Consider the following 24973-nt stretch of genomic DNA (forward strand, 5'->3'; position numbering starts at 1 on the left):
TCGGGGCCTCTACGGGCTCCGGGGGTGGATCAGCCCGCCGGGACGACCTGCTTCTCCTCGGCGAAGTGGCACGCCGAGAAGTGGGCCGCCGGGGTGTCCTCGCCCTGGAAGCGCTGCGGCACCGCGAGGACCGGCGCCTCCGTCGCGCACTTGTCCTGCGCCTTCCAGCAGCGGGTGCGGAAGCTGCAGCCCGACGGCGGGTTGGCCGGCGAGGGGACGTCACCGGTGAGGATGATCCGCTCGCGGTGCGCGCGGGCCTCCGGGTCCGGCACCGGCACCGCGGAGAGCAGCGCCTGGGTGTACGGGTGCGTCGGGTGGTCGTAGATCTGCTCGTCCGTACCGATCTCGGCCATCTTGCCGAGGTACATGACGCCGACGCGGTCGGAGATGTGCCGGACGATCGACAGGTCGTGCGCGATGAAGACGTAGGACAGGTTGAACTCGTCCTGGAGCTTCTCCATCAGGTTGATGACCTGCGCCTGGACGGAGACGTCCAGGGCCGAGACCGGCTCGTCGCAGATGATGATCTCCGGGTTGAGCGCGAGGCCTCGGGCGATGCCGATGCGCTGGCGCTGACCGCCGGAGAACTGGTGCGGGTACCGGTTGATGTACTCCGGGTTCAGACCGACGACGTCGAGCAGCTCCTGCACCTTGCGGCGCCGGTCGCCCTTCGGGGCCACCTCGGGGTGGATGTCGAAGGGCTCGCCGATGATGTCGCCGACCGTCATGCGCGGGTTCAGCGAGGTGTACGGGTCCTGGAACACCATCTGGATGTTGCGGCGGACGGCCTTCAGCGCGCGCCCGGACAGCTTGGTGATGTCCTGGCCCTTGTAGAAGACCTCGCCGGCGGTGGCCCGCTCCAGGTTCATCAGGAGCTTGGCGACCGTGGACTTGCCACAGCCGGACTCGCCCACGATGCCGAGGGTCTCGCCCTGGTAGAGGTCGAAGGAGACCCCGTCCACGGCCTTGACCGCGCCGACCTGCTTCTTGAAGAGGATGCCCTGCGTCAGCGGGAAGTGCTTCTTCAGGTCGCGCACCTGGAGGATCGGCTCGCCGCGGCCCACGGGGGCCTCGAGGGCGGCGGCCACGGCCTCGTCGTTCGTGCTGAGGTCAGCCATGGATCGTCTCCTTCCAGAAGTGGCAGGCGCTCTTGCGGCCCGGGAGATCCGTGCCGTCCTGCTCGGTGACGGGCACGAGCGCCGGGATCTCCGTGCGGCAGATGTCGTCGGCCTTGGGGCAGCGCGGGTTGAAGGCGCAGCCGGTGGGCACCTTGAGCAGGTTGGGCGGCAGACCCTTGATCGCGTAGAGCTCCTGGCCCTTCTGGTCCAGGCGCGGGATCGAGTCGAGGAGACCCCGGGTGTACGGGTGGGCCGGGCGCTTGTACAGCTCGTGCACCGGCGCCTGCTCGACGATCCGGCCGGCGTACATCACGGCGATCTTGTCCGCGACGTCGGCGACGACGCCGAGGTCGTGGGTGATCAGGATCAGGCCCATGTTGTATTCCTGCTGGAGCTCCGCGAGGAGGTCCATGACCTGGGCCTGGACGGTCACGTCGAGAGCCGTGGTGGGCTCGTCGGCGATGATCAGGTCCGGCTCCAGGGCGAGCGCCATGGCGATCATGATGCGCTGGCGCATACCGCCGGAGAACTGGTGGGGGTAGTCGGTGACCCGCGCCTTGGCGGCGGGGATCTTGACCTTGTCCATCAGCTCGATGGCCTTGACCTTGGCGTCCTTCTTGGACATGCCGTGGTGCACGCGGAACATCTCGCCGAGCTGGTAGCCGACGGTGAGGACCGGGTTGAGGGAGGACAGCGCGTCCTGGAAGATCATGGCGATCTTCCGGCCGCGGATCTTCCGGCGGTCCTCCTCGGACATCTTCAGCATGTCCTCGCCGCGGAACAGGATCTCGCCCTGCGGGATCTTGCCGGGCGGCATGTCGAGGATGCCCATGATGGCCTGGGCGGTGACGGACTTGCCGGAGCCGGACTCGCCGAGGACGGCGAGGGTCTCGCCGGCGTTCACCGAGTAGTTGACGCCGTTGACCGCCTTGGCCACACCGTCACGGGTGTGGAACTCGACGTGCAGGTCCTTGACTTCGAGCAGCGGACCGGTGTGGTCGCCACCGCGCGGCGCGGGGACGGCCGCGGTCTTGTCGATGATGCTCATCTGTTACGCCCTCCTCAGCGCAGCTTGGGGTCGAGGGCGTTGCGGACGGCTTCGCCGAGCATGATGAACGCCAGAACGGTGAGGCTCAGCATGATCGAGGGCCAGAGCAGGACGTGCGGGGCCACTCGGATCTGGGCGACACCCGCGGAGATGTCGACACCCCACGAGACGGTCGGGGCGGCGAGGCCCAGACCCAGGAAGGACAGGGTCGCCTCGGCCGAGATGTAGCCACCGAGCGCGATGGTCGCGACGACGATCACGGGGGCCATGGCGTTCGGCAGGATGTGCCGGAAGAGGATCCGGACGGTGCCGGCGCCGAGGGCCTTGGCCGCATGGACGTAGTCGGCCTGCTTGACCGTGATCACGGCACCGCGCATGACGCGGGTGATCTGGGTCCAGCCGAGGAACGCGAGGGCGAAGACGACGACCCAGACGGTCCGCTCGACGAAGGCCTGCAGGACGACCATGGCGCCGAGCAGGAACGGGATGCCGAAGAAGATGTCGGTGACCCGGGAGAGGACCGCGTCGACGATGCCGCCAAAGTAGCCGGCGATCATGCCGAGGACGCCGCCGAGGATGGTGACGATCGCGGTGACCGCGATGCCGACCGTGACGGAGGCGCGGGTGCCGTGGATCAGGCGGGCGTAGACGGAGCGGCCCTGCTGGTCGTAGCCCAGCCACTCCGGCGAACCGACCTTGCTCAGCTCGGGCTTGCCCAGGAAGTGGTGGACCAGGTCACCGGCGGTCGGGGACGCGCTGGTGAACAGGGTCGGCCACGCCGAGACGAGCAGCAGCAGCGCGATCAGGAACGACGAGACGATGAAGTACGGGTTGCGGCGCAGGTCGGCCCAGGCGTCGCCCCAGAGGCTGCGGGCCTTCTCCTGCTTCGCGGCCGGAGCGGACGCGTCCACCGAGGGGGTGGCGACGGCGTCCTCGACGGCTTCGGCGGTCTTGGTCACGTCAGGCATACCGGATCCTCGGGTCCAGGACCGCGTACAGCAGGTCGATGAGCAGGCTGGTGACGAGGTAGACGATCACCAGGATGGTGACGAGGCCCACCAGGGTCGCGCCTTCGCGCCGGGAGATCGAGTCGGCGATGACACCGCCGACGCCGTGGATGTTGAAGATCGCCTCGGTGACGACCGCGCCGCCCATGAGGGCGCCGATGTCGGTGCCGAGGAAGGTGACCACGGGGATCATCGAGTTGCGCATGAGGTGGACGCCGATGACGCGACGCCGCGGCAGGCCCTTGGCGACGGCCGTGCGCATGTAGTCGGCGCGCAGGTTCTCCGCCATGGAGGTACGGGTGAGCCGCGCCACATAGGCGAGGGAGAGACCGCCGAGCACAATGGCCGGAGCGATCATCTCGCTGAGCACGGGCTCGGTGCTGACGTTCGGCGCGATCCAGCCCAGGTTGAAGGCGAACACCATCTTGATGATGTAGCCGAGGACGAAGACCGGGATCGAGATGATCAGCAGGGTGAAGATCAGGATCAGGTTGTCGGCCAGGCGGCCGGCGCGCAGACCGCCGATGATGCCCAGGCCGATACCGAAGACGAGCTCGATGGCGAACGCGAGGGCGGCCAGCTGGAGCGTGATGGGGAACGCGTCGCCCAGCACCTCGGTGACCGGCAGACCGTTGCGGATCTGGGTACCGAAGTCCAGGTGAAGGATCATGTCCCGCATGTACGTGACGTACTGCACCGGCAAGGACCTGTCGAGACCCAGCTCGTGGCGCTTCGCGGCGAGCGTCGCCGGGTCGGCGCCCTTGTCGCCGAACATCGCCAGCACGGGGTCACCGGGCAGGCTGTGCACCATGAGGAAGATCAGCAGGGTTGTCCCGAGGAAAACCGGGATCATCTGGAGCAGTCGTCGTGCGACATAACGCCCCATCATGCCTCCGTTGAGATGTGACAGCGCAACCGACGGGCCCTCCCCCGACAGCATGCCCGGATCCGGGCATGCCGATGTCGTGGAAGGGCCCCCCAGCCGCTGCGTAAGGCACCGAGACGGGACTGACGATCCGTCAGTCCCGTGACGGTGTGCGGACTACGCTTGGGTGATTACTTCTTGACCTCGACGCCGGTCAGGATCGGGTCGCCGTCCTGACCGTAGGCGACACCCGAAACCTTCTCGGAGAAGCCCGCGTTGACCTTGTAGTACCAGAGCGGGATGGACGGCATGTAGTTCTTGAGGTCCTTCTCGATCGCCTGGTACGCCTTGACGGACTCGTCAAGGGTCGTGGCGGAGTCGGCCTTCGCGATCTTGGCGTCCAGCTCCTTGTTGGAGAAGTCGCCCTGGTTGCCGCCGGCACCCGTACGGAACAGGTCCGAGATGAAGTTGGCGTTCACCGGGTAGTCGAGCACCCAGCCGGAGCGGTAGAGCGACTTGACCTGCTTCGTCTTACGAGCGGTCAGGTCGGCCTGGAAGTCCGGCTTGCCGTCGCCGACGCACTGGACGGTCGTGGCCTGGGTGATGGAGTTGCAGACAGCGTCCACCCACTCCTTGTGGCCACCGTCGGCGTTGTACTGGATCGAGATCTTGTTGCCCGGGACGCCGCCGCCGGCCTTGATGAGCTCCTTGGCCTTGGCCGGGTCGTACTTGGTGACGCCGTTGCCGCCGTCCTCCTGGAAGCCCAGGACGCCCTTCGCGACCCAGCCGGTCGCGGGCTCACGCGTGCCGTTCAGCACCGTCTTGGTGATGGTGGCGCGGTCGATCGCCATGGACAGACCCTGGATGACGCGCGGGTCGATCAGCTTCGGCTTCTTCCACTGGTCAGAGTAGAAGGCGACGGCGATGGTCTGGATCGCGGAGTACGGCTGGTCCACGGCGCGGTCGCCGAGGTCCTGGCGGTAGACCGGGAGGTCCTTCGGCGCGATCTGACGCAGGACGTCGACGTTGCCGGACTTCAGGTCCTCGTACGCGGCCTCGAGGGTGGTGTAGTTCTTGAAGACCACACCGCCGTTCTTCGCCTTGTTCGGGCCCTTGTAGCCGTCGTACCGGGTGACCTCGATCTTCTTCTTGTGGTCCCAGCTCTTGAACTTGTAGGGACCGTTGCCGACCGGGGCCGCGCCGCGCTGGGCCGGGGAGAGCTTGTAGAAGGACTCCGGCAGCGGGGCGAAGACGATGTAGGCCAGCTTGTGACCGAAGTACGGGACGGCCTTCGAGAGCTCGATGGTGAAGGAGTTCTCGTCGACGACCTTCAGGCCATCGAGCTTGTCCGCGGTCTGCTTGGCGCCCTCGGCGTCCGGGTGGACCTTGTCGTAGCCCTTGATGTCCGCGAACCAGGACGCGAGGCCCTGGGCGTTCTTCAGGCTGGCGTTCCAGTTCCACGCGTCCACGTAGGACTTGGCGGTGACCGGGGTGCCGTCGTGGAAGGTCCAGCCCGGCTTGAGCTTGACGGTCCACGTCTTCGAGTCCGTCGTGGTGACCGACTCGGCGTTGATCATCGTCAGGGAGCCGTCGGCCTTGTAGTCGACCAGGGTCGAGAACAGGCCGGCCATGACGGCGGAGCCGTTGGACTCCATCGTGTCACCGGTGAGCAGGGGCTTCTCCGGCTCGCCCAGCTCGATGGAGAAGATTCCGTTCGGGTCAACAGCGCCCTTGGCGTCGCTGCCGCCGTCGCTCTTACCCCCGCCACAGGCGGTCGCAGCAAGGGCGACGATGATCGCGCCCGTTACCCACTTGGCGCTCTTGGCACCGCGCATGGGTTCCTCCTCATGAGTCCACTTTGTCACTACAAGAGGGGCACTTCGAGTTTCGCCGACACCCCTGACGGCTTTGGACTCAAGTACCCCGAGTGTGCTCGTGAGTCGGCACTCCCCACAGTGCGTGACCCATTGACCCGAGCTCAATGGAGCCAACTATTAAGTACGTCCGGGCTGTAAACCACACTTAAGCGGTCTCGTTTTGACAACATCGCGATGCCCCCGGAGACCGAAATCCGGACAAACTGAGCACAGACAGACACGCCCGAAACGGACTGTTAACACACGTACCGGAGAGCGATCGCCGATATGCGGACACCTCGGCCCCGAAATGGACTTGACTGAACGTTGACCCGGGTTGACGAAAAGCCCGGGCCCCCACAGTGCCTGTGGGGGCCCGGGCTCCGGTGCTGACGTCATGTCAACCGCAAGCGGCGAAGATCACAGAACCATGATCTACCCCGCCGTGCTCGGCCGTATGCGACCTTACTCAGCCGTTCTTGGCGCGGGAAGCGGAACGACCGCGCTCCTTCTGGTCCAGGACGACCTTGCGGATGCGCACGGCCTCCGGGGTGACCTCGACGCACTCGTCGTCGCGGCAGAACTCCAGCGACTGCTCCAGGGAGAGCTTCCGCGGCGGGACGATCGCCTCGAAGGAGTCGGCGGAGGAGGAGCGCATGTTGGTGAGCTTCTTCTCCTTGGTGATGTTCACGTCCATGTCGTCGGAGCGGGAGTTCTCGCCGACGATCATGCCCTCGTACACCTCGGTGCCGGGGTCGGTGAACAGGACGCCGCGCTCCTGGAGGTTGGTCATCGCGAAGGCGGTGACCGCACCCGCGCGGTCGGCGACCAGCGAGCCGTTGTTACGGGTCGTCAGCGTGCCGAACCACGGCTCGTGGCCCTCGTGGATCGAGTGGGCGATGCCCGTGCCGCGAGTGTTGGTGAGGAACTCCGTACGGAAGCCGATGAGGCCACGGGACGGAACGACGAACTCCATGCGGACCCAGCCGGAGCCGTGGTTCGACATGTTGTCCATGCGGCCCTTGCGGACGCCCATGAGCTGCGTGACCGCGCCCATGTGCTCCTCGGGGACGTCGACCGTGAGGCGCTCGACGGGCTCGTGGATCTTGCCGTCGACCTCCTTGGTGACGACCTGCGGCTTGCCGATGGTGAGCTCGAAGCCCTCGCGGCGCATCTGCTCGACCAGGATGGCGAGCGCGAGCTCACCACGGCCCTGGACCTCCCAGGCGTCCGGGCGCTCGGTGTCGAGGACGCGGAGCGAGACGTTACCGATGAGCTCGCGGTCCAGGCGGTCCTTCACCTGCCGGGCGGTGACCTTGCGGTCCTTCACGGCCGCCTTCGCGTCGGCGCCCTTGCCGGTGCCACCGCGGCCGACGAGCGGCGAGGTGTTGGTGCCGATGGTCATGGAGATGGCCGGCTGGTCGACCGTGATCAGCGGCAGCGCGATCGGGTTCTCCGGGTCGGCCAGGGTCTCGCCGATCATGATGTCGGGGATGCCCGCGACGGCGCAGATGTCACCGGGGCCGGCGACCTCGGCCGGCTTGCGGGTGAGCGCCTCGGTCATCATCAGCTCGGTGATGCGGACGTTGGAGATCGTGCCGTCCCGCTTGATCCACGCGACCGTCTGGCCCTTGCGCAGCTCGCCCTGCTCGACGCGGAGCAGCGCGATGCGGCCGAGGAAGTTGTCGGCGTCGAGGTTGGTGACGTGCGCCTGGAGCGGCGCCTCCTCGTCGTACGCCGGAGCCGGGACGTGCTCCAGGATGGTGGAGAAGAACGGCTCGAGGTTCTCGGAGTCCTGCGGGACCGTGCCGTCCGCCGGCTTGGTCAGCGAGGCGATGCCGTCGCGGCCGCAGGCGTAGACGATCGGGAACTCGATCTGGTCCTCGTCGGCGTCCAGGTCGAGGAAGAGGTCGTAGGTCTCGTTGACGACCTCGTCGATCCGGGAGTCCGGGCGGTCCGTCTTGTTGATGCAGAGGATGACGGGCTTGCGCTGCTGGAGGGCCTTGCGCAGCACGAAGCGGGTCTGCGGGAGCGGACCCTCGGAGGCGTCCACCAGGAGGACGACGGCGTCGACCATCGACAGACCGCGCTCGACCTCGCCACCGAAGTCGGCGTGGCCGGGGGTGTCGATGATGTTGATCGTGATCGGGGCCCCGCCGTCCTTGGGGTGATACTTCACCGCCGTGTTCTTGGCGAGGATCGTGATGCCCTTCTCACGCTCCAGGTCGTTCGAGTCCATCATGCGGTCGTCGAGCTGCTGGTGGGCGGCGAAGGCACCGGCCTGCTTGAGCATGGCGTCGACGATGGTCGTCTTGCCATGGTCGACGTGGGCGACGATGGCGACGTTACGGATGTCGTGGCGCGTGGGCATGGGTGCTTGCGCTTCTCTCGGATCGTGGGATGCGGCGTCAGTTCCTCGTACGCCCGCCGGGCGGACGCGCCACGGCTATGTCCTATGGTACGGGGCTGCCGCGCAAGGGGCTTCCCCGGCCAAGATCCGAGTGGTAGTCCTGAGGGTTTTCAAGGGTGTGGGGGGCTGTGCGGGGGGGTCGTGCGACCGGGTCAAAGGGCCGACGCGATCCTGCCCGCCGGGATCACCGGCGGGCAAGGAACTTGAGCTGCTTCTGAGGTTGTGACCTGTGCTTTCAGCGGTTGCGCTCGGTACCCTTGGTCGTTTCGGGCTTCTTGAACCCGATGTCCTGGTAGCGGGGAGCGGCGAGGCCCCAGGCCCCGGCGTTCACGAGGTCGGCCCTGGCGGCGACGAGCTGGGGGCGCTGGTAGAGGGGGATGGAGCCGGCCGCGGCCCAGATCCGGGCGTCGGCCTGGCGGACGAGCTCGCGGGCCTCGTCCTCGTCGAGCGTCCCCGCCGCCTGATCGAACAGCTGATCGATTCGATCGGTGCCGACCCGGGAGTAGTTCTGCTCGACCAGCAGCGAGCCGTCCGAGGCCGGCTCGGGCTTGGCGAAGATCGGCCGGGCGTCGGTCGCCGGGAAGGCTGAGGCGGGCCAGGAGTAGAGGGCCAGGTCGTAGTCGCCCGAGGCCACGTGGTCCTTGAAGAAGCTGTCGTCGGAGACCTTGGTGACCTCGGTGCGGATCCCGACCGCGTCGAGCATCCGGACGATCCGGTCCCCGACCGCCCGCAGCGACTCGGAGCCCGGCCCGGACGGCAGGACGAAGCGGAGGCTGAGCGCCTTGCCGTCCTTGCCGAGCGCCTTGGCCTGCGAGGCGTCGGGAACCGTCACGGGGGCGGCGGTGCCGCGCGGGGCATAGGCCCCGGCCACGCCCTTGTCCGGCTTGGTGGCCGACTGCGCGGCGCGGGCGGCGGAGCCGGTCCCGGTGTCGAGGGCCTCGGCGCGGGCGAGGAGCGCGGCGCTCTGGCCGGCGGCGTCGGGGGCCGGGGCGAGGACGGTGCCGCCGTTCGCGCCGGCGGCGGGGGCGGCGGGGCTGTCGCCGGGCCTGTCGTCGCCCGAGTCTCCGGGCTTGTCGTCGCCGACGATGTAGAGGCCCTCGTCGGAGGCGGTGTCGCTCGCCTGCTTCTTGGCGTCGGTCGAGCCCTCCTCCTCCTTCTTCTTCTCCTCCTTCTTCTTCTCCTTCTTCTCGGTCTCCTTCTTCTCGGTCTCCTTCTTCTCGGTCTCCTTCTTCTCCGACTCGCTGCCCGCCTTCGTGCCGGCGGGCTTGCGGAGTGCGCCGCCCGGGACCCAGCCCGCGTCGGCGAGGAGCGCCTGCGCCTCCTTGGTGTCCTGGCCGCCGAGCGCGTCGCTGCTGTCCGCGTACGCCGCCTGGCCCGCGAGGGCGAGGTGGCTGCCGGGGGGCTTGGCGGGGAGGCCGAGCGGCTTGAGCACGGATTCGGCGAGCTCCTGGCGGTTGATGGCGCGGGCCACCGCGCGCCGGACCCGCTCGTCGGCCAGCGGGCCGGACTCGCCGTTCAGCGAGAGCTGGGTGTAGGCGGGCTCCAGGGACTTGCGGACCACGAACTTCGCCAGGGCGTCCTGAGCGTTCGCGTAGCGCTCGATCGCCTCCTGGTTCTTCTTGCGGGCGACCTTGACCTCCGCCGCCTTCTCGTCGTCGGAGCCGTGGGCGAGGGCCCAGGACCGGAGGGCCTTGGAGGGGGTGATCGCGGAGCCGGGGCCGTGGGCGAGGGCGGCCTGGGCGCCGTTCCGGCCGGCCCGGGCGTCCCGGAGGGCGAGGGCGATCCGCTCGGCGGCGGACCGGTCGATCTCGGCCAGGTCGAGGCTGCCGGCGGCGAGCGCGGCGGTCCGGTCGGCCCGGGGGACGGCCTTGAGGACGAGGCTGTCCAGCTTGGCCTGCTGGCCCCACCAGCGGGGGTTGCGGGTGAGGGTGACGTCGCCGCTCTTGCGGTCGATCGTCTTCAGCAGGAACGGTCCTGCAGTGGCCTTGAGGCTGGTGCGCGCCCCGTCGTTGAAGGCGTTCGGGGAGCCCATCACCTGCTTGGGGTAGAGGGGCGTGAAGAGGGACTGCCAGTCGGCGTAGGGCTTGGCGAAGGTGACCCGCACCTCCAGGTCGTTCTTGCCCCGCTCGATCTTCTCGATCCGCTCGTAGCCGGAGTTGCGGGCCGTCCAGTACGCGGTGTCCCGGCCGCTCAGCGCGCGCCACTGGGCCACGAAGTCGGCGGCCCCGATCTCGCGTCCGTCGCTCCACACCGCCTGCTGGTTGAGCTTGTAGAGGACGACCTGCTTGGGCTCGGTCTCGACGACCTGCGCGGACTCCAGGTAGTCGGGATTGAGCCGCGGCCTGCCCCGCTCGTCGAGCGTGTAGAGGGCGGGGAGCACGGCTCCGGCGATGCGCGAGGTGGTGCCGTCGGCGTCGGCCTGGAAGGTGTTGAGCGTGCTGGGCAGCGCGTCGACCGCCCAGCGCAGGGTGCCGCCGTCGGCGACCCGGTCGCGCGCCGCGGGCGCGTTGTCCTGGGCCGCGGCGGGGGCCTCGTCGGCCTCGTCGCCGGAGCTGCAGCCGGCGAGGACGGTGACCGCGAGGACCGCGCTGGTGAGGGTGGCGACGGAGCGGAGCGTGCGGGAGCGGGGGCTCCGTGAGCATGTCCTCCCGCGAGGGGCGCCGATCTGGGACATGACTTGTACCCCTTCGTCCAGATTTATTCCATTTGGAGATGATCAGACCTATTGCTCATACACTGAAAAGGACGGATCGGATCCGGCCACGGCGACACGGCGGCACGGTCGGCAAACCCCACTCGTGCGGCCCAACCACCCGTGCACACGACTTCCCAAGCCGGATGTGACGCGCGACACTCACGAAGGTGAGGGCAACCATGTCCGTTCAGGACGATCTGGCGGCCGTCAAGCGCCGCTTGCAGGACCTGGAACACACGGTCGAGGAACTGGAACGCCGCGTCGGGACGGAGCGGGGCGCGCCTTCCGCGCCGGCCTCCGGCCGTGCGGAGAACATGGTGACCATCCCCGACACCCCGTACGACGCCGGGAAGTGGACCGACGTCGACGACGAAGGCCTGGGAGCACGCGACCACCACGCGCCGTAGAGCCGAGGAGGCCCTGGTTGGCCACAGGTACGGAACCCCCCGAAGCGGCGACGGGGGTGCGCTCCCCGGGGCGCGCCTCCATCGCCGCCCGCCATCTGCGCACCGACCGCTGGTGGCTCTCCCCCGCCGCCACCGCCGCCGGACTGCTCGCCTTCGTCGCGTACTCGACGTGGCGGGCCTTCGCGAACGCCCACTACTACTGGGCGCCCTACGTCTCCCCGTTCTACTCGCCCTGCCTCGCGGACAACTGCGTCCCCATGCGCGGCGGCCCGAACTGGGCTCTCTTCGGCAGCTGGTGGGGACTCTCCCCCGCCCTGCTGATCCTGGTCTTCCCGCTGGGCTTCCGGCTGACCTGCTACTACTACCGCAAGGCGTACTACCGGAGCTTCTGGTCCGCTCCCCCGGCCTGCGCGGTCGCCGAACCCCACGGCACGTACACCGGCGAGACCCGCTTCCCGCTGCTCCTGCAGAACCTCCACCGGTACTTCTTCTACGCGGCGCTTCCGGTCGCCGGGATCCTCACGTACGACACCGCGCTGACCTTCCGGAACCACGACTACGCGTGGGGCCATGCCGGGCTCGGGACGCTGATCTTCCTCGTCAACATCGTCCTCATCTGGGCGTACACCCTCTCCTGCCACTCCTGCCGGCACATCGTCGGCGGCCGTCTGAGGCACTTCTCGAAGCACCCCGTCCGCTACCGGCTGTGGACCTGGATCGGGCGCCTGAACCGGCGTCACATGCAACTCGCCTGGGCGTCGCTGATCAGCGTCGCCGTCTGCGACCTGTACGTGTACCTGCTCGCCACCGGCGCCTTCGACGACCCGAGGTTCTTCTGACATGAGTCCTGTGAGCTCCGTGGAACGGCAGCGGTGGGACGTGGTGGTGGTCGGCGCGGGCGGCGCCGGGCTGCGGGCCGCGATCGAGGCGCGCCGGTCCGGCGCGCGCACCGCCGTCATCTGCAAGTCCCTCTTCGGCAAGGCGCACACGGTGATGGCCGAGGGCGGGATCGCCGCCTCCATGGCGAACGCCAACGAGCACGACGACTGGAAGACGCACTTCCGGGACACCATGCGCGGCGGGAAGTTCCTCAACCAGTGGCGGATGGCCGAGCTGCACGCCCAGGAGGCGCCCGAGCGGGTCTGGGAGCTGGAGACCTGGGGCGCGCTCTTCGACCGGACGCCGGACGGCCGGATCTCGCAGCGCAACTTCGGCGGCCACGAGTACCCGCGCCTCGCGCACGTCGGCGACCGCACCGGTCTCGAACTCCTGCGGACCCTCCAGCAGAAGGTGGTCGGGCTCCAGCAGGAGGACCACCGGGAGACCGGCGACCACGAGGAGCGCCTGAAGGTCTTCCAGGAGTTCACCGTCACCCGGATCCTCAAGGACGCCGACGGGAGGGTCGCCGGGGTCTTCTGCTACGAGCGGGAGAGCGGGCGCTTCCTCGTCCTGGAGGCGCCCGCGGTCGTCCTCGCGACCGGCGGCATCGGCAAGTCCTTCAAGGTGACCTCGAACTCCTGGGAGTACACGGGCGACGGCCAGGCGCTCGCCCTGCTCGCCGGGGCGCCCCTGGTGAACATGGAGTTCGTGCAGTTCCACCCGACCGGCATGGTCTGGCCGCCGTCGGTGAAGGGGATCCTGGTCACCGAGTCCGTACGCGGCGACGGCGGCGTGCTGCGGAACTCCGAGGGCCGGCGCTTCATGTTCGACTACGTCCCCGACGTCTTCAAGGAGAAGTACGCCGAGTCGGAGGAGGAGGGCGACCGCTGGTACGAGGATCCGGAGAACAACCGGCGCCCGCCCGAGCTGCTGCCGCGCGACGAGGTGGCGCGGGCCATCAACGCCGAGGTGAAGGCGGGGCGCGGCTCCCCGCACGGCGGGGTGTTCCTGGACGTGTCGACCCGGATGCCGGCGGAGACCATCAAGCGGCGGCTGCCGTCGATGTACCACCAGTTCAAGGAGCTGGCGGACGTCGACATCACGGCCGAGGCGATGGAGGTCGGGCCGACCTGCCACTACGTGATGGGCGGTGTCGCCGTCGACTCGGAGACGGCCGCCACGGTCGGGGTGCCCGGCCTCTTCGCGGCCGGCGAGGTGGCGGGCGGCATGCACGGCTCCAACCGGCTCGGCGGGAACTCGCTCTCCGACCTGCTGGTCTTCGGACGCCGGGCCGGGCTGCACGCGGCCCGGTACGCGGCGGGCGCGGAGCCCGCCGAGGCCGGCGAGGAGGCGGTGACGGCGGCACGGGCGGAGGCGCTGGCCCCGTTCGACGGCTCCTCGGAGGACGGCGGGGAGAACCCGTACACGCTCCACCAGGAGCTCCAGCAGACGATGAACGACCTCGTCGGGATCATCCGGCGGGAGGGCGAGATGGCCGAGGCCCTGGAGCGGATCGCCGCGCTGCGGGAGCGGGCCGGGCGGATCGCGGTCGAGGGGCACCGGCAGTTCAACCCCGGCTGGCACCTCGCCCTCGACCTGCGGAACATGCTCCTGGTGAGCGAGTGCGTCGCCCGGGCCGCCCTGGAGCGCACCGAGTCCCGGGGCGGGCACACCCGCGAGGACCGGCCGGCGATGGAGCGGTCCTGGCGCCCGGTGAGCCTGCTCTGCCGGGCCGGGGACGGCGGCATCACGCTCGAACGGGTGCGCACCGAGCCCATCAGGGCCGATCTGCTCGCCCTCTTCGACAAGGAGGAGCTGGCGAAGTACCTGGCGGAGGAGGAGCTGGACGCATGAGCACGTATCAGGCCCACTTCCGGATCTGGCGCGGCGACCCCGGCGGCGGGGAGCTGACCGACTACACCGTCGAGGTGCACGACGGCGAGGTGGTCCTCGACATCGTGCACCGCCTCCAGGCCACCCAGGCCCCCGACCTGGCCGTGCGCTGGAACTGCAAGGCCGGCAAGTGCGGGTCGTGCTCGGCCGAGATCAACGGACGGCCTCGGCTGATGTGCATGACCCGGATGTCGGTCTTCGCGCGGGACGAGGTGGTCACCGTCACCCCGATGCGGGCGTTCCCCGTCGTCCGCGACCTGGTCACGGACGTCTCCTTCAACTACGCGAAGGCCCGGGAGATCCCGGCCTTCGTGCCGCCCGCCGGTCTCGGCCCCGGCGAGTACCGGATGCGGCAGGAGGACGTGGACCGCTCGCAGGAGTTCAGGAAGTGCATCGAGTGCTTCCTCTGCCAGGACACCTGCCACGTGGTGCGCGACCACGAGGAGAACAAGGAGGTCTTCGCCGGACCCCGCTTCCTGATGCGGGTCGCGGAGCTCGACATGCACCCGCTGGACGCGGCGGAGGAGGCCGGACTCGACCGGCGGCGGACCGCGCAGGAGGAGCACGGCCTCGGCTACTGCAACATCACCAAGTGCTGCACCGAGGTCTGCCCGGAGTCCATCCGGATCACCGACAACGCCCTGATCCCGCTGAAGGAGCGGGTCGTGGACCGGAAGTACGACCCGCTGGTCTGGCTCGGGAAGACGATCAGACGCCGGAAGGCGTGACCTCCCGCGGCCCCGGGGGCGCCCCCGTCAGAGCCAGCCCTCGCGGTAGGCCGCCCAGTCCCCCTCCTCCGCCGCGAAGTCGACGTAGAGCGCGAGGCCGAACCGCTCGCGGCCGGGGTCGGTGCGGCCGAGGCCGAGTCTCGCGCCCTTGACGGCCGCGGCGACCGTCTCCGCGTCCTCGTGGTGGCCGAGGTCGTCCTCGTGGAAGAAGGGGAGGCCGATGAGCAGGTCGGTGGTCTCGGGGGTCGCTTCGAGGGCGAGGACCGTCTGCTGGGCGACGTACCCGCCGTAGAGGCTCTCCAGCGGCATCCAGGTGTCGTACGACATGACGGCGATCTGGTCGACGCGCCGGGCGACCTCGCCGAAGAACTCCTGCGACCACCACTTCTCGCTGCCATTCGAGCTGACCGCGCCCAGGGCCGTGTGGGCGCCCGGCAGCGGGTCGATCTGGTGGGCGGCGACCGAGAGCGGGGCCTTGCGGGCCCGGGTCAGCCTCCCGAGGTCGTCGAGGAGGGAGAGGTAGTCCCGGTCGTCGGAGTGCAGCGGCTCCAGGTCGAAGTGGACCCCGTCGAAGCCGGCGTCGAGGATCTGCCGGGCCGAGCCCACCACGGCGCGGCGCGATCCGGCGTCCGCCAGGCGCAGCCCCACGGGCCCTTCGGTGGCCAGGACGTCGCCCAGCCACGCCTGCACCCGTATCCCGGGCAGCACGCGGTGCACCCCGTCGATCAGCCAGCGGGCGCGGGGGTACTTCGCCGCCGGCAGGGTCCCGTCGTGCTCCAGGGGTCCCGCGTGCACGTACAGGTCGCGTATGCCGCTGCCCTTGAGCCGCGCGGCGAGGGCCTTGAGGTCGGCGTCCTTCTTCCGGCCGTCGACCCAGGCGTGCCCGATCCAGAAGGCGTCCTTGCCGCGGGTCCGGGCGTCGTCACCGAGGTCGCCCGTGTAGCTGACGCGCAGGGCGAGGGCGCCGAAGAGCGGGGGCACCACGAGCAGCAGGACGACACCGAGGACGAACCAGCGCCCCCTCCTCCACACACGCCTCAGCCGTCCGTCCACCCGAACCCCCCAAGAGCCGTCGCGTCACTGGAACCACCGTAGCGGTGACTACTGACAGTGACGCCCCGGCGCCCGGGGCGGTTTCCGGGCACCACGGGTCCAGTCGCGAGCGGGCATACGTGGACATAGCCTCCCCTTTGTGACGCGAATAGCCACCCGAGCCCTTCTCGCGGTGCTGGTGGCGGCGTGGTGGCTCCTCGTGCCCGCCGTACACGGTGCCCACGCCGACGACCCCGTCGTCCTGTCCCGGGACGGGCAGATCACCGACCGGGTGGACGCCCTCGGCGACCGCCGCGCCGAGGTGGTCCGGGCCCTCGACCGGCTCTACGACGACCGGCGCGTCCAGCTCTTCGTCGTCTACGTGCGGGACTTCTCCGGGCGCTCGGGCGACGGCTGGGCCGACGCCACCGCCGAGCGCAACGGGCTCGGCACCGACGACGTCCTGCTCGCCGTCGCCACCCACGAGCGGCTGTACGGCTACTCGGCCGACCCCGCCTCCCGCTTCACCCAGGCCCAGCTCGACGAGGTCGCGCGCACCGCGATCGAACCGGCCCTGCGGCGGAACGACTGGGCCGGTGCCGCCATCGGCGCGGCGAACGGATACGCCGCCGTCCTCGCCGGACAGCCCGTCCCCACCCCGACGCTCACCCCCGGCCCCGCCGACCCCGGCGGCGCGGCCGACGGCGGCACCTCGGCGACCGACCTCGTCCTGCCCGTGGTCCTCGTCGGCGGCGCGGGGGCCGTGGCGGCCTACGCGTACACCAAACGGCGGCGCCGCGCCGAGACCCGCACCACGCCGGGGGGCGGGCAGGGCTGGGGCCCGCCGAAGGAGACCGCGCCGCCGTCCCTGGAGGAGCTCGACGGACAGGCCCGGCGGACGCTGGTCGCCACCGACGACGCCGTCCGCACCAGCAAGGAGGAACTCGGCTTCGCGTCGGCCCAGTTCGGCGAGGAGGCGGTACGCCCCTTCACGGAGGCCGTCGACTTCGCCGAGGAGCAGCTGACGGCCTCGTTCCGGCTGCGGCAGAAGCTCGACGACTCCTTCCCCGAGGACGACTCGACCCGCCGGAGCATGCTGGACGAGATCCTCCGCCGCTGCGCCGAGGCGAACGCCCGCCTCGACGCCGAGACGGAGGACTTCGACCGGCTCCGGGCCCTGGAGCGCACGGCCCCGGAGGCGCTGGCCGTCGTGGAGGCGGCCTTCCGGGAGCAGACCGGGCGGATCGGGACGGCCGAGGCGGCGCTGACCGCGATGCGCGAGCGGTACGCCGAGTCGGCGGCCGCGCCCGTCGCAGGCGACGTCGAGCAGGCGAAGGACCGGCTCGTGTTCGCGACGGCCCATGTCGACCAGGCCCGCCGGCAGATCGACGCCGGCGACAACGGCGGGGCCGCCGTGCACATCCGGGCCGCCGAGGGCGCCGTGGACCAGGCGGCCCGGCTGATCGAGGCGGTGGACCGGCGGGCGAAGGACCTGGCCGAGGCCGTGGGGAAGCTGACGGGCGCGCTCGCGGAGACGGACGCGGACCTGGCGGAGGCACGGGGGCTGCTGAAGGGGACCGCCGAGGGGGTGTCGACGGCCGACCTCCAGGGCCGGATCGCCCGCGCCGAGTCGGTGGCCGCCGAGGTGCGGCGCGGGGTGGACGCCGGGCGGTACGACCCGATCGACGCGCTGCGCCGGGTCGAGGAGGCCGACGCGGTGCTCGACGAGGCCCTCGAGGGCGCGCGGGAGCGCGAGTCGGGGACGCGGCGCGCCCGCGCGCTCCTCGACCAGGTGATGCTGACGGCCCGTTCGACGATCGGGGCGGCCTCCGACTACATCACCACGCACCGGGGCGCGGTGGGCAGCGAGGCCCGTACGCGGCTGGCCGAGGCCGGGCGCCGCTGGGAGAAGGCGCGTGCGCTCGCCGCCGACGGCGACCCGCAGGCGGCCCTGTCGGAGGCGCAGCAGGCGGACGCGCTGGCCCGGCGCGCCCAGGACCTCGCCGAGCAGGACGTCCGCACGTACGGGAACCCGAACGGCCTGGGCGGTGCGACGGGGGTGGGCGGAAGCGGGGGCGGCGGGCTCGGCGGCGCGGTGCTCGGCGGCATCATCCTCGGCGGCCTGTTCGGCGGAGGCGGCGGCTCCGGCAGAGGCGGGGGCGGGTTCGGAGGCGGCGGGGGCGGGTTCGGGGGCGGAGGTTTCGGCGGCGGGCCCGGCAGCTTCGGCGGCAGCGGCACGCGCGGCCGGCTGGGCGGCGGAGGCCGTTTCTGAGTTCCACCGGATCCCCAAGGAGCAGTGCATGAGCAGCAAGCAGACCATTCTCGGCCGGGTCACCCAGCTGGCGAAGGCGAACATCAACGCCCTCCTCGACCAGGCGGAGGATCCGCAGAAGATGCTGGACCAGCTGATCCGCGACTACGCGAACAACATCGCGGAGGCGGAGGAGGCGGTGGCGGCGACCATCGGCAACCTCCGGCTGATGGAGCAGGACCATCAGGAGGACGTGGACGCGGCGAAGGAGTGGGGCGGCAAGGCGCTCGCCGCGAGCCGGAAGGCGGACGAACTGCGGGCCGGCGGGCAGACGGCGGAGGCGGACCGCTTCGACAACCTGGCGAAGGTGGCCCTCGGCCGCCAGCTGCAGTCGGAGAAGGAGGCGAAGACCGCCGAGCCGACGATCGCCGCGCAGACCGAGGTGGTGGCGAAGCTCAGGACCGGTCTCGACCAGATGAAGGCCAAGCTCGGCGAGCTGAAGGCGAAACGCGACGAGCTGGTCGCCCGGGCCAGGTCGGCCCAGGCGCAGAACCGGATGATGGACGCCGTGCAGAGCATCGACGTCCTCGATCCGACGAGCGAGCTGAACCGCTTCGAGGACAAGGTGCGCCGGGAGGAGGCGAAGGCCCTGGGCAAGCAGGAGCTCGCCGCCTCCTCGCTCGACGCCCAGTTCGAGCAGCTGGACGCGCTCGGCGACAGTGCCGAGATCGAGGCCCGGCTGGCCGCGCTCAAGGCCTGATCCCGTACGAAGGCCTGATCCCGGTGCGCGGGCAGGCCTCAGAACATGCTCAGGAGCTGCTCCACCGTGGGCTCCGCCGTCCCCTCCCCGTCCGGCAGGGCCAGTTCGAACCAGACGGTCTTGCCGCGCGGGGTGCGGCGCGAGCCCCAGGACGCGGAGAGCAGTCCGACGAGTTGGAGGCCGCGGCCTCCCTCGTCGGTGTCCCGGGCCCTGCGGCGCCGTGGCTGGACCAGGCCGGAGTCCCAGACCTCGCAGACGAGGGTGCGGTCGCGGAGGAGGCGCAGCCGGATCTCCCCCTCGCCGTAGCGCAGGGCGTTGGTGACGAGTTCGCTGACGAGGAGTTCGACGGTGTCGACGAGCGGTTCTAGGTCCCAGGCCGCGAGCTGGGCGCGGGCGAGTTCGCGGGCCCGGCCGACCGAGCGGGGTTCCCTGGGCAGCCGCCAGTCGCCGACCGCCTCGCTGGGCAGGCCCTGGATCCTGGCCATGAGGAGGGCGATGTCGTCCTCGCCGTGACCGGTGTTCAGGCTGGTCAGGACCCGGTCGCAGACGTCCTCCAGGGGGCGGTCCTGATCGGTGAGGGCGCGCTGGAAGGCCTGCAGGCCTTCGTCCAGGGGGTGGTCGCGGGACTCGACGAGCCCGTCGGTGTAGAGGGCGAGGAGGGCGCCTTCGGGCAGTTCGACCTCGACCTCCTCGAAGGGTTCCCCGCCGACGCCGAGCGGCATCCCGGGGGGTACGTCGAGGAGCCTCGCCTCCTCGCCGGGTGCGACGAGCACCGGCGGGAGGTGCCCGGCGTTGGCGAAGGCGCAGCGGCGGGTGACCGGGTCGTAGACGGCGTAGACGCAGGTGGCGAGGTAGACCTCGGAGAGTTCGGGGCCCCGGTTCTTGTGGGCGCGGGACTGCTGGGCGCCGATGGGGGCGCCGAGGCCGCGGGCGATCTCGTCGAGGTGGGAGAGGACTTCGGCGGGCTCCAGGTCGAGCTGGGCGAGGGTGCGGACGGCGGTGCGGAGTTCGCCCATGGCGACGGCGGCGCGCAGGCCTCGGCCCATGACGTCGCCGATGACGAGGGCGGTGCGGTGGCCGGGGAGCTCGATGACGTCGAACCAGTCGCCGCCGACCTCGGTGGCGGCGGTGCCGGGGAGGTAGCGGCAGGCGATGTCGAGTCCGGCGGCCTCGGGGTCGCCGGGCGGGAGCAGGCTGCGCTGGAGGATGAGGGCGCGCTCGTGCTCGCGGCGGTAGAGGCGCGCGTTGTCGATGCAGACGGCTGCGCGGGCGGCGAGTTCGACGGCGAGGGCCCGGTCGCGCTCCCCGAAGGGCTCGCTGCCCTTGGTGCGGGAGAACTGGACGAGGCCGACGACGGTGTCGTGGGCGACCATCGGGACGACCAGGGTGGACTGGACGAGGTCGCCGTCGGAGCCGGGGACCGTACGGACGCGTCCGGTGCGCAGGGCTCCGGCGCAGGGCGAGTTGAAGGGGTAGCGGTGGACGGCGCCCACCTCGATGGGTACGGGCCCGCAACAGCCGCTGCCGGGGGCGTGGCCCTCGTCGGTCCTGAGGGGGGTGTCGGAGACGGCGCTGGCGAAGGCGACCCTGCGGAGTTCGGCGCTGCCCGCCCCGTATCCGACGTCGTGGGAGTGCCCCCAACGGCCCGGCGGTGCCTCGTCGCCGGTGAGGAGCCCCTGGTAGAGGTCGACGGAGGCGAGGTCGCAGAAGCCGGGGACGGCGACGTCGAGGAGCTCGCGGGCGGTGGCCTCCAGGTCGAGGGAGTTGCCGATGCGCGAGCCGGCCTCGTTCAGGAGGGCGAGGTTGCGGCGGGCGCTGGCTGCCTCCCTGGCGGCGTTGTGGCGGCGGGTGACGTCGATGCCGAGCCCGGCGACGCCGATCGGGCGGCCCGAGCCGCTGTGCACGCGGTACAGGTTGATGGACCAGTGGCGGCGGTCCCTGGCGCCGGGGGCGGCGCCGACGATCTGGAAGTCGGTGACGGACTCCCCGGTCTCCAGGACCCGCCGGAGGGCGGTGGTCATCCGGTCGGCCTCGGCGCGGCCCAGGTAGTCGTGGACGGTCCGGCCCCGGTGGTCGTCGGCCTCTCCGCCGAAGACGGTGGCGAAGCGCCGGTTGGCCCGCTTCACGGTGAGGTCCGTGCCGAAGAGGAGGAAGCCGAAGGGAGATTGGCCGAATATCGCCTGGGAGGCGGCGAGGTCGGTCTCGATACGGCGCAGGGCGCGTACGTCGACGACGATGCACAGCGCGGCCCGCTCCCCGGTCTGGGTCTCGCTCGGCATGACGTACATCTCGGCGATGCCCCGGGGCCGGTCCTCGCCGGGCATACGGAACGGGACGAGGCCCGTCCACTCCTTGCCGTCGAGGATCTCCTTGACCCGTCGGTGGCCGCGCTCGCGCAGGTCGGCGGGCATGAAGGCCTCGACGGGGTCCTTGCCCCTGGCCTCCTCGGCGGTGACCCCGAAGAGGTCCACGGCACGTCGGCTCCACTGCTCGACGAGGCCGTCGGGCCCGATCGAGAAGGACGCCACCCGGATGTAGTCATAGATCGAGCCGGGCGGGCTGCTCTGCCACACGACGCCGCCGCTCGCCGTCTCAGGTATCTCGCTCACGCGACCGTCCCCTCCAGCTCACCGCACCGGACCGGCCATGCCCGCAGTATTCAATACGGCAGGCCCCGACGGCACGACGTTCACGATCACAGGGTGGTCTCGTTCGTCCCTCGCCGAGTACCGGTGATCGTTGTCCCACCCTGTTTACTCACCAGGGAGAGCCAGCTCGAACCATACGGTTTTGCCCGTCCTTCCTCTACGGGTTCCCCAGCGGTGAGCGGAACAGGCCACGAGCGCGAGTCCGCGGCCCCCTTCGTCCTCGGGTCCCGGGGCCCGTTCGGTCGGCGGATCCGGAAGCGGATCGGATACCTCCACCAGGAGCGCCGACGGGTGCGCCGGGTCGGCGCCGTCGCGGTGGGGACGGACGAGCCGGACCCCGATGGGGCCGGAGGCGTAGCGCAGGGAGTTGGTCACCAGCTCGCTGACCAGCAGGACGGTCACGTCGCCGAGGGTCTTGTCGAGGTCCCAGGCGCGCAGGGTCTCGCGCACCGCGTGGCGTGCCGTGCGCACGGCGTTGGCCTCCGCCGGGAAGTTCCACTCCGCGCGCTCGCCGTCGGTGTCGATCACACCCGATCACTTCCCCAGCCGTGCGTCAGCAGGAAGGTCCATGCCCCCTCCCAAGGGGTCATTCTGGACATACCCGCTATTTGGGACGGGATATCCCGCCGGGGCGTCAGCGGGCGCACGGTGGCACGAACGGCGTAGGGACTCAGTCGCGCGCTCCGCCGGAGGGGTCCGCCGGCAGCCTCAGCGCGGCCTCGGCGACGGCGGGGCGGTCCTGGTCGAGCCAGTCGACCGAGTCGAGCTCACGCCGGGAGAGCCAGCGGAGTTCGTCGTGGTCCTCCAGGGGCCGCGGTTCGCCCGCGAGCAGCCGGGCGGTCCACACCCGCAGGACGTATCCGGGCTTCAGCGGCCACTCGCCGGGGATGCGTTCGCCCGGCTCGACCTCGACGCCGAGTTCCTCCCGGAGCTCGCGGACCAGGGCCTCCTCCGGGCTCTCACCCGGTTCGAGCTTGCCGCCGGGCAGTTCCCAGCGGCCGGCGAGCTCGGCGGGGGCGCTGCGGCGCGCGGCGAGCAGCCGCCCCCCGTCGTACAGGGCGCCCGCGACGACGACCACGGTGTCGGGACGGGACTCGTGGGACGCGGCGGGGCCGGTGGTGCGTTCGGTCATGGGCGCGAGCGTAGTCCGGACCATCGGGTTCAGAGGGCGGGGCTGCCGATGCGCTCGACCCAGTAGAGCTGCTTGTGTCCGCGGTCGTCGAGACTGTCCGCGATCTTCTGGGCTTCGTCCTTGGTCGCGTACCGGCCCACCCGGTAGCGGTTGCCGTTGTCGTCCTGGCGTATGACGAGCCAGGAAAGGACGGGGCTGCTGTCGGCCATCAGACTTCTCCCTCCGCCGGTCCGGGCGCCGCTGAGGATCTCCGGGAAACCGCAATCCGCATATGCCGGAGCTTACGCCTGACCTTCACACAGCGGATACGGGTTTTCACAAAGAGGCACGGATCGGCCGGGAACCGACGGAGGGAGGCCGAAGGTCACACCCCGGGCGTCGCCGCGGGGACGACCGGTACCGGCATGAGGACGGGGCCGGCCTCGGGGTCCTTGCGGCAGACGTCCCCGCAGGTGGCGTCGAGCGAGCAGCAGAGGGAGCAGACGGGGCCGGAGCGCACCGGGCAGTCGGCGATGTCCGGCAGTTCGTAGGCCGTCTCGCACTCCCCGCAGGTGTGGGTCGCACGCTCGTCGGCGATCTCGACGCCGGGGCCGTTCACGGTGTTCGGGCGGGCCAGGTAGTAGCGGCCCCTGGTGGCCCAGGCGATGAGGGGGCAGAGGACGACGGCGAGGCCGGCGGCGATGAAGGTGGAGAACGCCTCGGCGTAGGTGCCGAAGAGGCCGAAGAAGGCGAGGATCGAGACGACGGAGGCGATGACCATGGCGCCGAAGCCGGCCGGGTTCACGGCGTACAGGTAGGCGCGCTTGAACTCGATGTACGGAGGGCTCCAGCCGGCCCGCTTGTTGATGACGAGGTCGGCGGCGACGGCCGCGATCCAGGCGATGCCGACGTTGGAGTAGAACCCGAGCAACTTGTTCAGGGCGGCGAACATGTTCATCTCCATCAGCGTCAGCGCGATGGCGAGGTTGAGGAAGATGTACCAGACGCGCCCGGGGTGCCGGTGGGTGACGCGGGAGAAGAAGTTCGACCAGGACAGCGAGCCGCTGTAGGCGTTGGTGACGTTGATCTTGATCTGGGAGACGATCACGAAGAGGGCGGCGGCGGGCAGCGCGAAGCCGCCGAGCCAGGGCTTGAGCGCCTCGATCTGCGGGGCGATCGGCTCCAGGGCGTGGGTCTTGCCGACGGCCTCCAGGGCGACGAAGGCGAGGAAGGCGCCGCCGAGCTGCTTGGCCGCGCCGATGACGACCCAGCCGGGGCCCGCGGCGAGCACGGCGAGGTTCCACCGGCGCTTGTTCGCCTCGGTCTTGGCGGGCATGAAGCGCAGGTAGTCGGCCTGCTCGCCGATCTGGGCGATCAGGGAGAGCGCGACGCCGGTGCCGAGGCCGAAGCCGATCCACGAGAAGCCCGCGCCGGCGCCCTCCGTACCCCCGAAGGAGGCGAAGGCGCCCCAGGCGCCGGGGTTCTCGAAGGCCAGCACGGCGAAGGGCAGCACCAGGCCGACGATCCAGACCGGCTGGGTCCAGGCCTGCACCTTGGCGAGGGCCCCCATGCCGCGGAAGACGATCGGGATGACGATCAGGGTCGTGACGAGGTAGCCGATCTCCACCGGCAGGCCGACGGCCTGGTGCATGGCCTGGGCCATGATCGAGCCTTCGAGGGCGAAGAAGATGAAGGTGAAGGAGGCGTAGATGAGCGAGGTGAGCGTGGAGCCGAAGTAGCCGAAGCCCGCGCCGCGGGTGATGAGGTCCATGTCCAGGCCGTACGTGGCGCAGGCCCGGGCGATGGGGATGCCGGTGAGGAAGATGAGCGCGGCGGCGGTGAGGATCGAGGCGAGCCCGCTGCCGAAGCCGTAGGTGAAGACGATCGACGCGCCGATCGCGAAGTCGGCGAGGTAGGCGATGCCGCCGAGCGCGGTGCCGGCGACTGTCCCGGGCGACCAGCGTCGGAAGGAGTGCGGCGCGTACCGCAGGGAGTAGTCCTCGCGGCTCTCGTCCGCGGCCAGCCTGGCGTAGCTGCGGCGGGGTCCGGCGGGCGGCGGCGCGGCCGCGCCCTGGTCCGGGGTGGGTGTGGTGACCGTGTCCGTCATGAGGGTTCCTGTCGTCCGACCGGGTCGCGGGTACGGACGAGGAAGGTAGGAGTCGCTCGTGACGAGGGCCGACGGCGCGCGATTGCCGGGCGGTTACGCGAACTGACACCCCGTTAACTCCCGGTCACACCACCCGGACGCCGGACCCCGCTGAACGG

19 protein-coding genes are annotated in these 24973 nt (G+C 70.5%); 6 read left to right on the plus strand and 13 right to left on the minus strand.

All coding sequences use genetic code 11. From position 1 onward, the window contains the following. Nucleotides 1-29: 29 nt before the first annotated feature. From ACFYX3_RS01470 to ACFYX3_RS01500, 7 genes are all read right to left on the minus strand, one after another. Nucleotides 30-1118 (minus strand): ABC transporter ATP-binding protein, encoded by a 1089-nt coding sequence (locus ACFYX3_RS01470; RefSeq protein ID WP_389007010.1) that lies wholly within the window; start codon nt 1116-1118, stop codon nt 30-32. Beyond that, entirely contained in the window at nt 1111-2166 is a 1056-nt protein-coding gene (locus ACFYX3_RS01475) for an ABC transporter ATP-binding protein (protein ID WP_389007012.1), read from the minus strand. The genes ACFYX3_RS01470 and ACFYX3_RS01475 overlap by 8 nt, the downstream gene beginning before the upstream one ends. A gap of 14 nt (nt 2167-2180) precedes the next feature. Continuing rightward, nucleotides 2181-3134, minus strand: a complete 954-nt coding sequence (locus ACFYX3_RS01480) for an ABC transporter permease (protein WP_389007014.1) — start codon at nt 3132-3134, stop codon at nt 2181-2183. Continuing rightward, on the minus strand, nt 3127-4059 hold the full coding sequence (locus ACFYX3_RS01485; RefSeq protein WP_352024017.1) for an ABC transporter permease: 933 nt from the start codon (nt 4057-4059) through the stop codon (nt 3127-3129). Before ACFYX3_RS01485 ends, ACFYX3_RS01480 begins: the two co-directional genes overlap by 8 nt. Nucleotides 4060-4229: 170 nt before the next feature. Next, nucleotides 4230-5873, minus strand: coding sequence for an ABC transporter substrate-binding protein (locus ACFYX3_RS01490; protein WP_389007016.1), 1644 nt, complete (start codon nt 5871-5873; stop codon nt 4230-4232). A gap of 490 nt (nt 5874-6363) precedes the next feature. Next, on the minus strand, nt 6364-8265 hold the full coding sequence (typA, locus tag ACFYX3_RS01495; RefSeq protein ID WP_382660797.1) for a translational GTPase TypA: 1902 nt from the start codon (nt 8263-8265) through the stop codon (nt 6364-6366). Between the two features lie 274 nt (nt 8266-8539). After that, nucleotides 8540-10978: an ABC transporter family substrate-binding protein gene (locus tag ACFYX3_RS01500; protein WP_389007019.1), complete on the minus strand. Its 2439-nt coding sequence runs from the start codon at nt 10976-10978 to the stop codon at nt 8540-8542. A gap of 200 nt (nt 10979-11178) precedes the next feature. Here ACFYX3_RS01500 and ACFYX3_RS01505 point away from each other — a divergent pair, with 200 nt between their 5' ends. Genes ACFYX3_RS01505 through ACFYX3_RS01520 form a run of 4 tightly spaced genes read left to right on the plus strand, consistent with a single transcriptional unit; the run spans nt 11179 to nt 14906 of the window. Next, nucleotides 11179-11406: a hypothetical protein gene (locus ACFYX3_RS01505; RefSeq protein ID WP_389007021.1), complete on the plus strand. Its 228-nt coding sequence runs from the start codon at nt 11179-11181 to the stop codon at nt 11404-11406. Between the two features lie 17 nt (nt 11407-11423). Continuing rightward, on the plus strand, nt 11424-12245 hold the full coding sequence (locus ACFYX3_RS01510) for a hypothetical protein (RefSeq protein WP_389007023.1): 822 nt from the start codon (nt 11424-11426) through the stop codon (nt 12243-12245). Between the two features lie 10 nt (nt 12246-12255). Further along, nucleotides 12256-14139: a fumarate reductase/succinate dehydrogenase flavoprotein subunit gene (locus tag ACFYX3_RS01515; protein WP_389008058.1), complete on the plus strand. Its 1884-nt coding sequence runs from the start codon at nt 12256-12258 to the stop codon at nt 14137-14139. Next, nucleotides 14136-14906 carry a succinate dehydrogenase/fumarate reductase iron-sulfur subunit gene (locus ACFYX3_RS01520; protein ID WP_389007025.1) on the plus strand — a complete coding sequence of 257 codons (771 nt, stop codon included), beginning with the start codon at nt 14136-14138 and terminating at the stop codon, nt 14904-14906. Before ACFYX3_RS01515 ends, ACFYX3_RS01520 begins: the two co-directional genes overlap by 4 nt. Before the next feature lie 27 nt (nt 14907-14933). Here the strand turns inward: ACFYX3_RS01520 and ACFYX3_RS01525 are convergent, their stop codons facing one another. After that, nucleotides 14934-15959, minus strand: coding sequence for a hypothetical protein (locus ACFYX3_RS01525; RefSeq protein WP_389007027.1), 1026 nt, complete (start codon nt 15957-15959; stop codon nt 14934-14936). A gap of 139 nt (nt 15960-16098) precedes the next feature. Here ACFYX3_RS01525 and ACFYX3_RS01530 point away from each other — a divergent pair, with 139 nt between their 5' ends. Continuing rightward, complete coding sequence (locus ACFYX3_RS01530) at nt 16099-18210, plus strand: TPM domain-containing protein (protein WP_389007029.1); 2112 nt, start codon at nt 16099-16101, stop codon at nt 18208-18210. 28 nt (nt 18211-18238) lie between these two features. Then, nucleotides 18239-18949 carry a PspA/IM30 family protein gene (locus tag ACFYX3_RS01535; RefSeq protein ID WP_382660790.1) on the plus strand — a complete coding sequence of 237 codons (711 nt, stop codon included), beginning with the start codon at nt 18239-18241 and terminating at the stop codon, nt 18947-18949. A gap of 38 nt (nt 18950-18987) precedes the next feature. Here the strand turns inward: ACFYX3_RS01535 and ACFYX3_RS01540 are convergent, their stop codons facing one another. From ACFYX3_RS01540 to ACFYX3_RS01560, 5 genes are all read right to left on the minus strand, one after another. Then, entirely contained in the window at nt 18988-21558 is a 2571-nt protein-coding gene (locus tag ACFYX3_RS01540; protein ID WP_389007032.1) for a SpoIIE family protein phosphatase, read from the minus strand. A gap of 144 nt (nt 21559-21702) precedes the next feature. Continuing rightward, entirely contained in the window at nt 21703-22125 is a 423-nt protein-coding gene (locus ACFYX3_RS01545) for an ATP-binding protein (protein ID WP_389007034.1), read from the minus strand. Between the two features lie 142 nt (nt 22126-22267). Then, the gene (locus tag ACFYX3_RS01550) at nt 22268-22729 is read right to left on the minus strand and encodes a (deoxy)nucleoside triphosphate pyrophosphohydrolase (RefSeq protein WP_376588285.1); all 462 of its coding nucleotides are present in this window, start codon (nt 22727-22729) and stop codon (nt 22268-22270) included. A 29-nt stretch (nt 22730-22758) separates the two neighbouring features. After that, complete coding sequence (locus ACFYX3_RS01555; RefSeq protein WP_352023686.1) at nt 22759-22938, minus strand: SPOR domain-containing protein; 180 nt, start codon at nt 22936-22938, stop codon at nt 22759-22761. A gap of 155 nt (nt 22939-23093) precedes the next feature. Next, nucleotides 23094-24815, minus strand: a complete 1722-nt coding sequence (locus ACFYX3_RS01560) for a purine-cytosine permease family protein (protein ID WP_389007037.1) — start codon at nt 24813-24815, stop codon at nt 23094-23096. Between the last annotated feature and the right edge of the window lie 158 nt (nt 24816-24973).

This window comes from Streptomyces sp. NPDC002463 (genome assembly GCF_042889835.1).
In the GTDB taxonomy this organism is placed as follows: Bacteria; Actinomycetota; Actinomycetes; order Streptomycetales; family Streptomycetaceae; genus Streptomyces; species Streptomyces nymphaeiformis.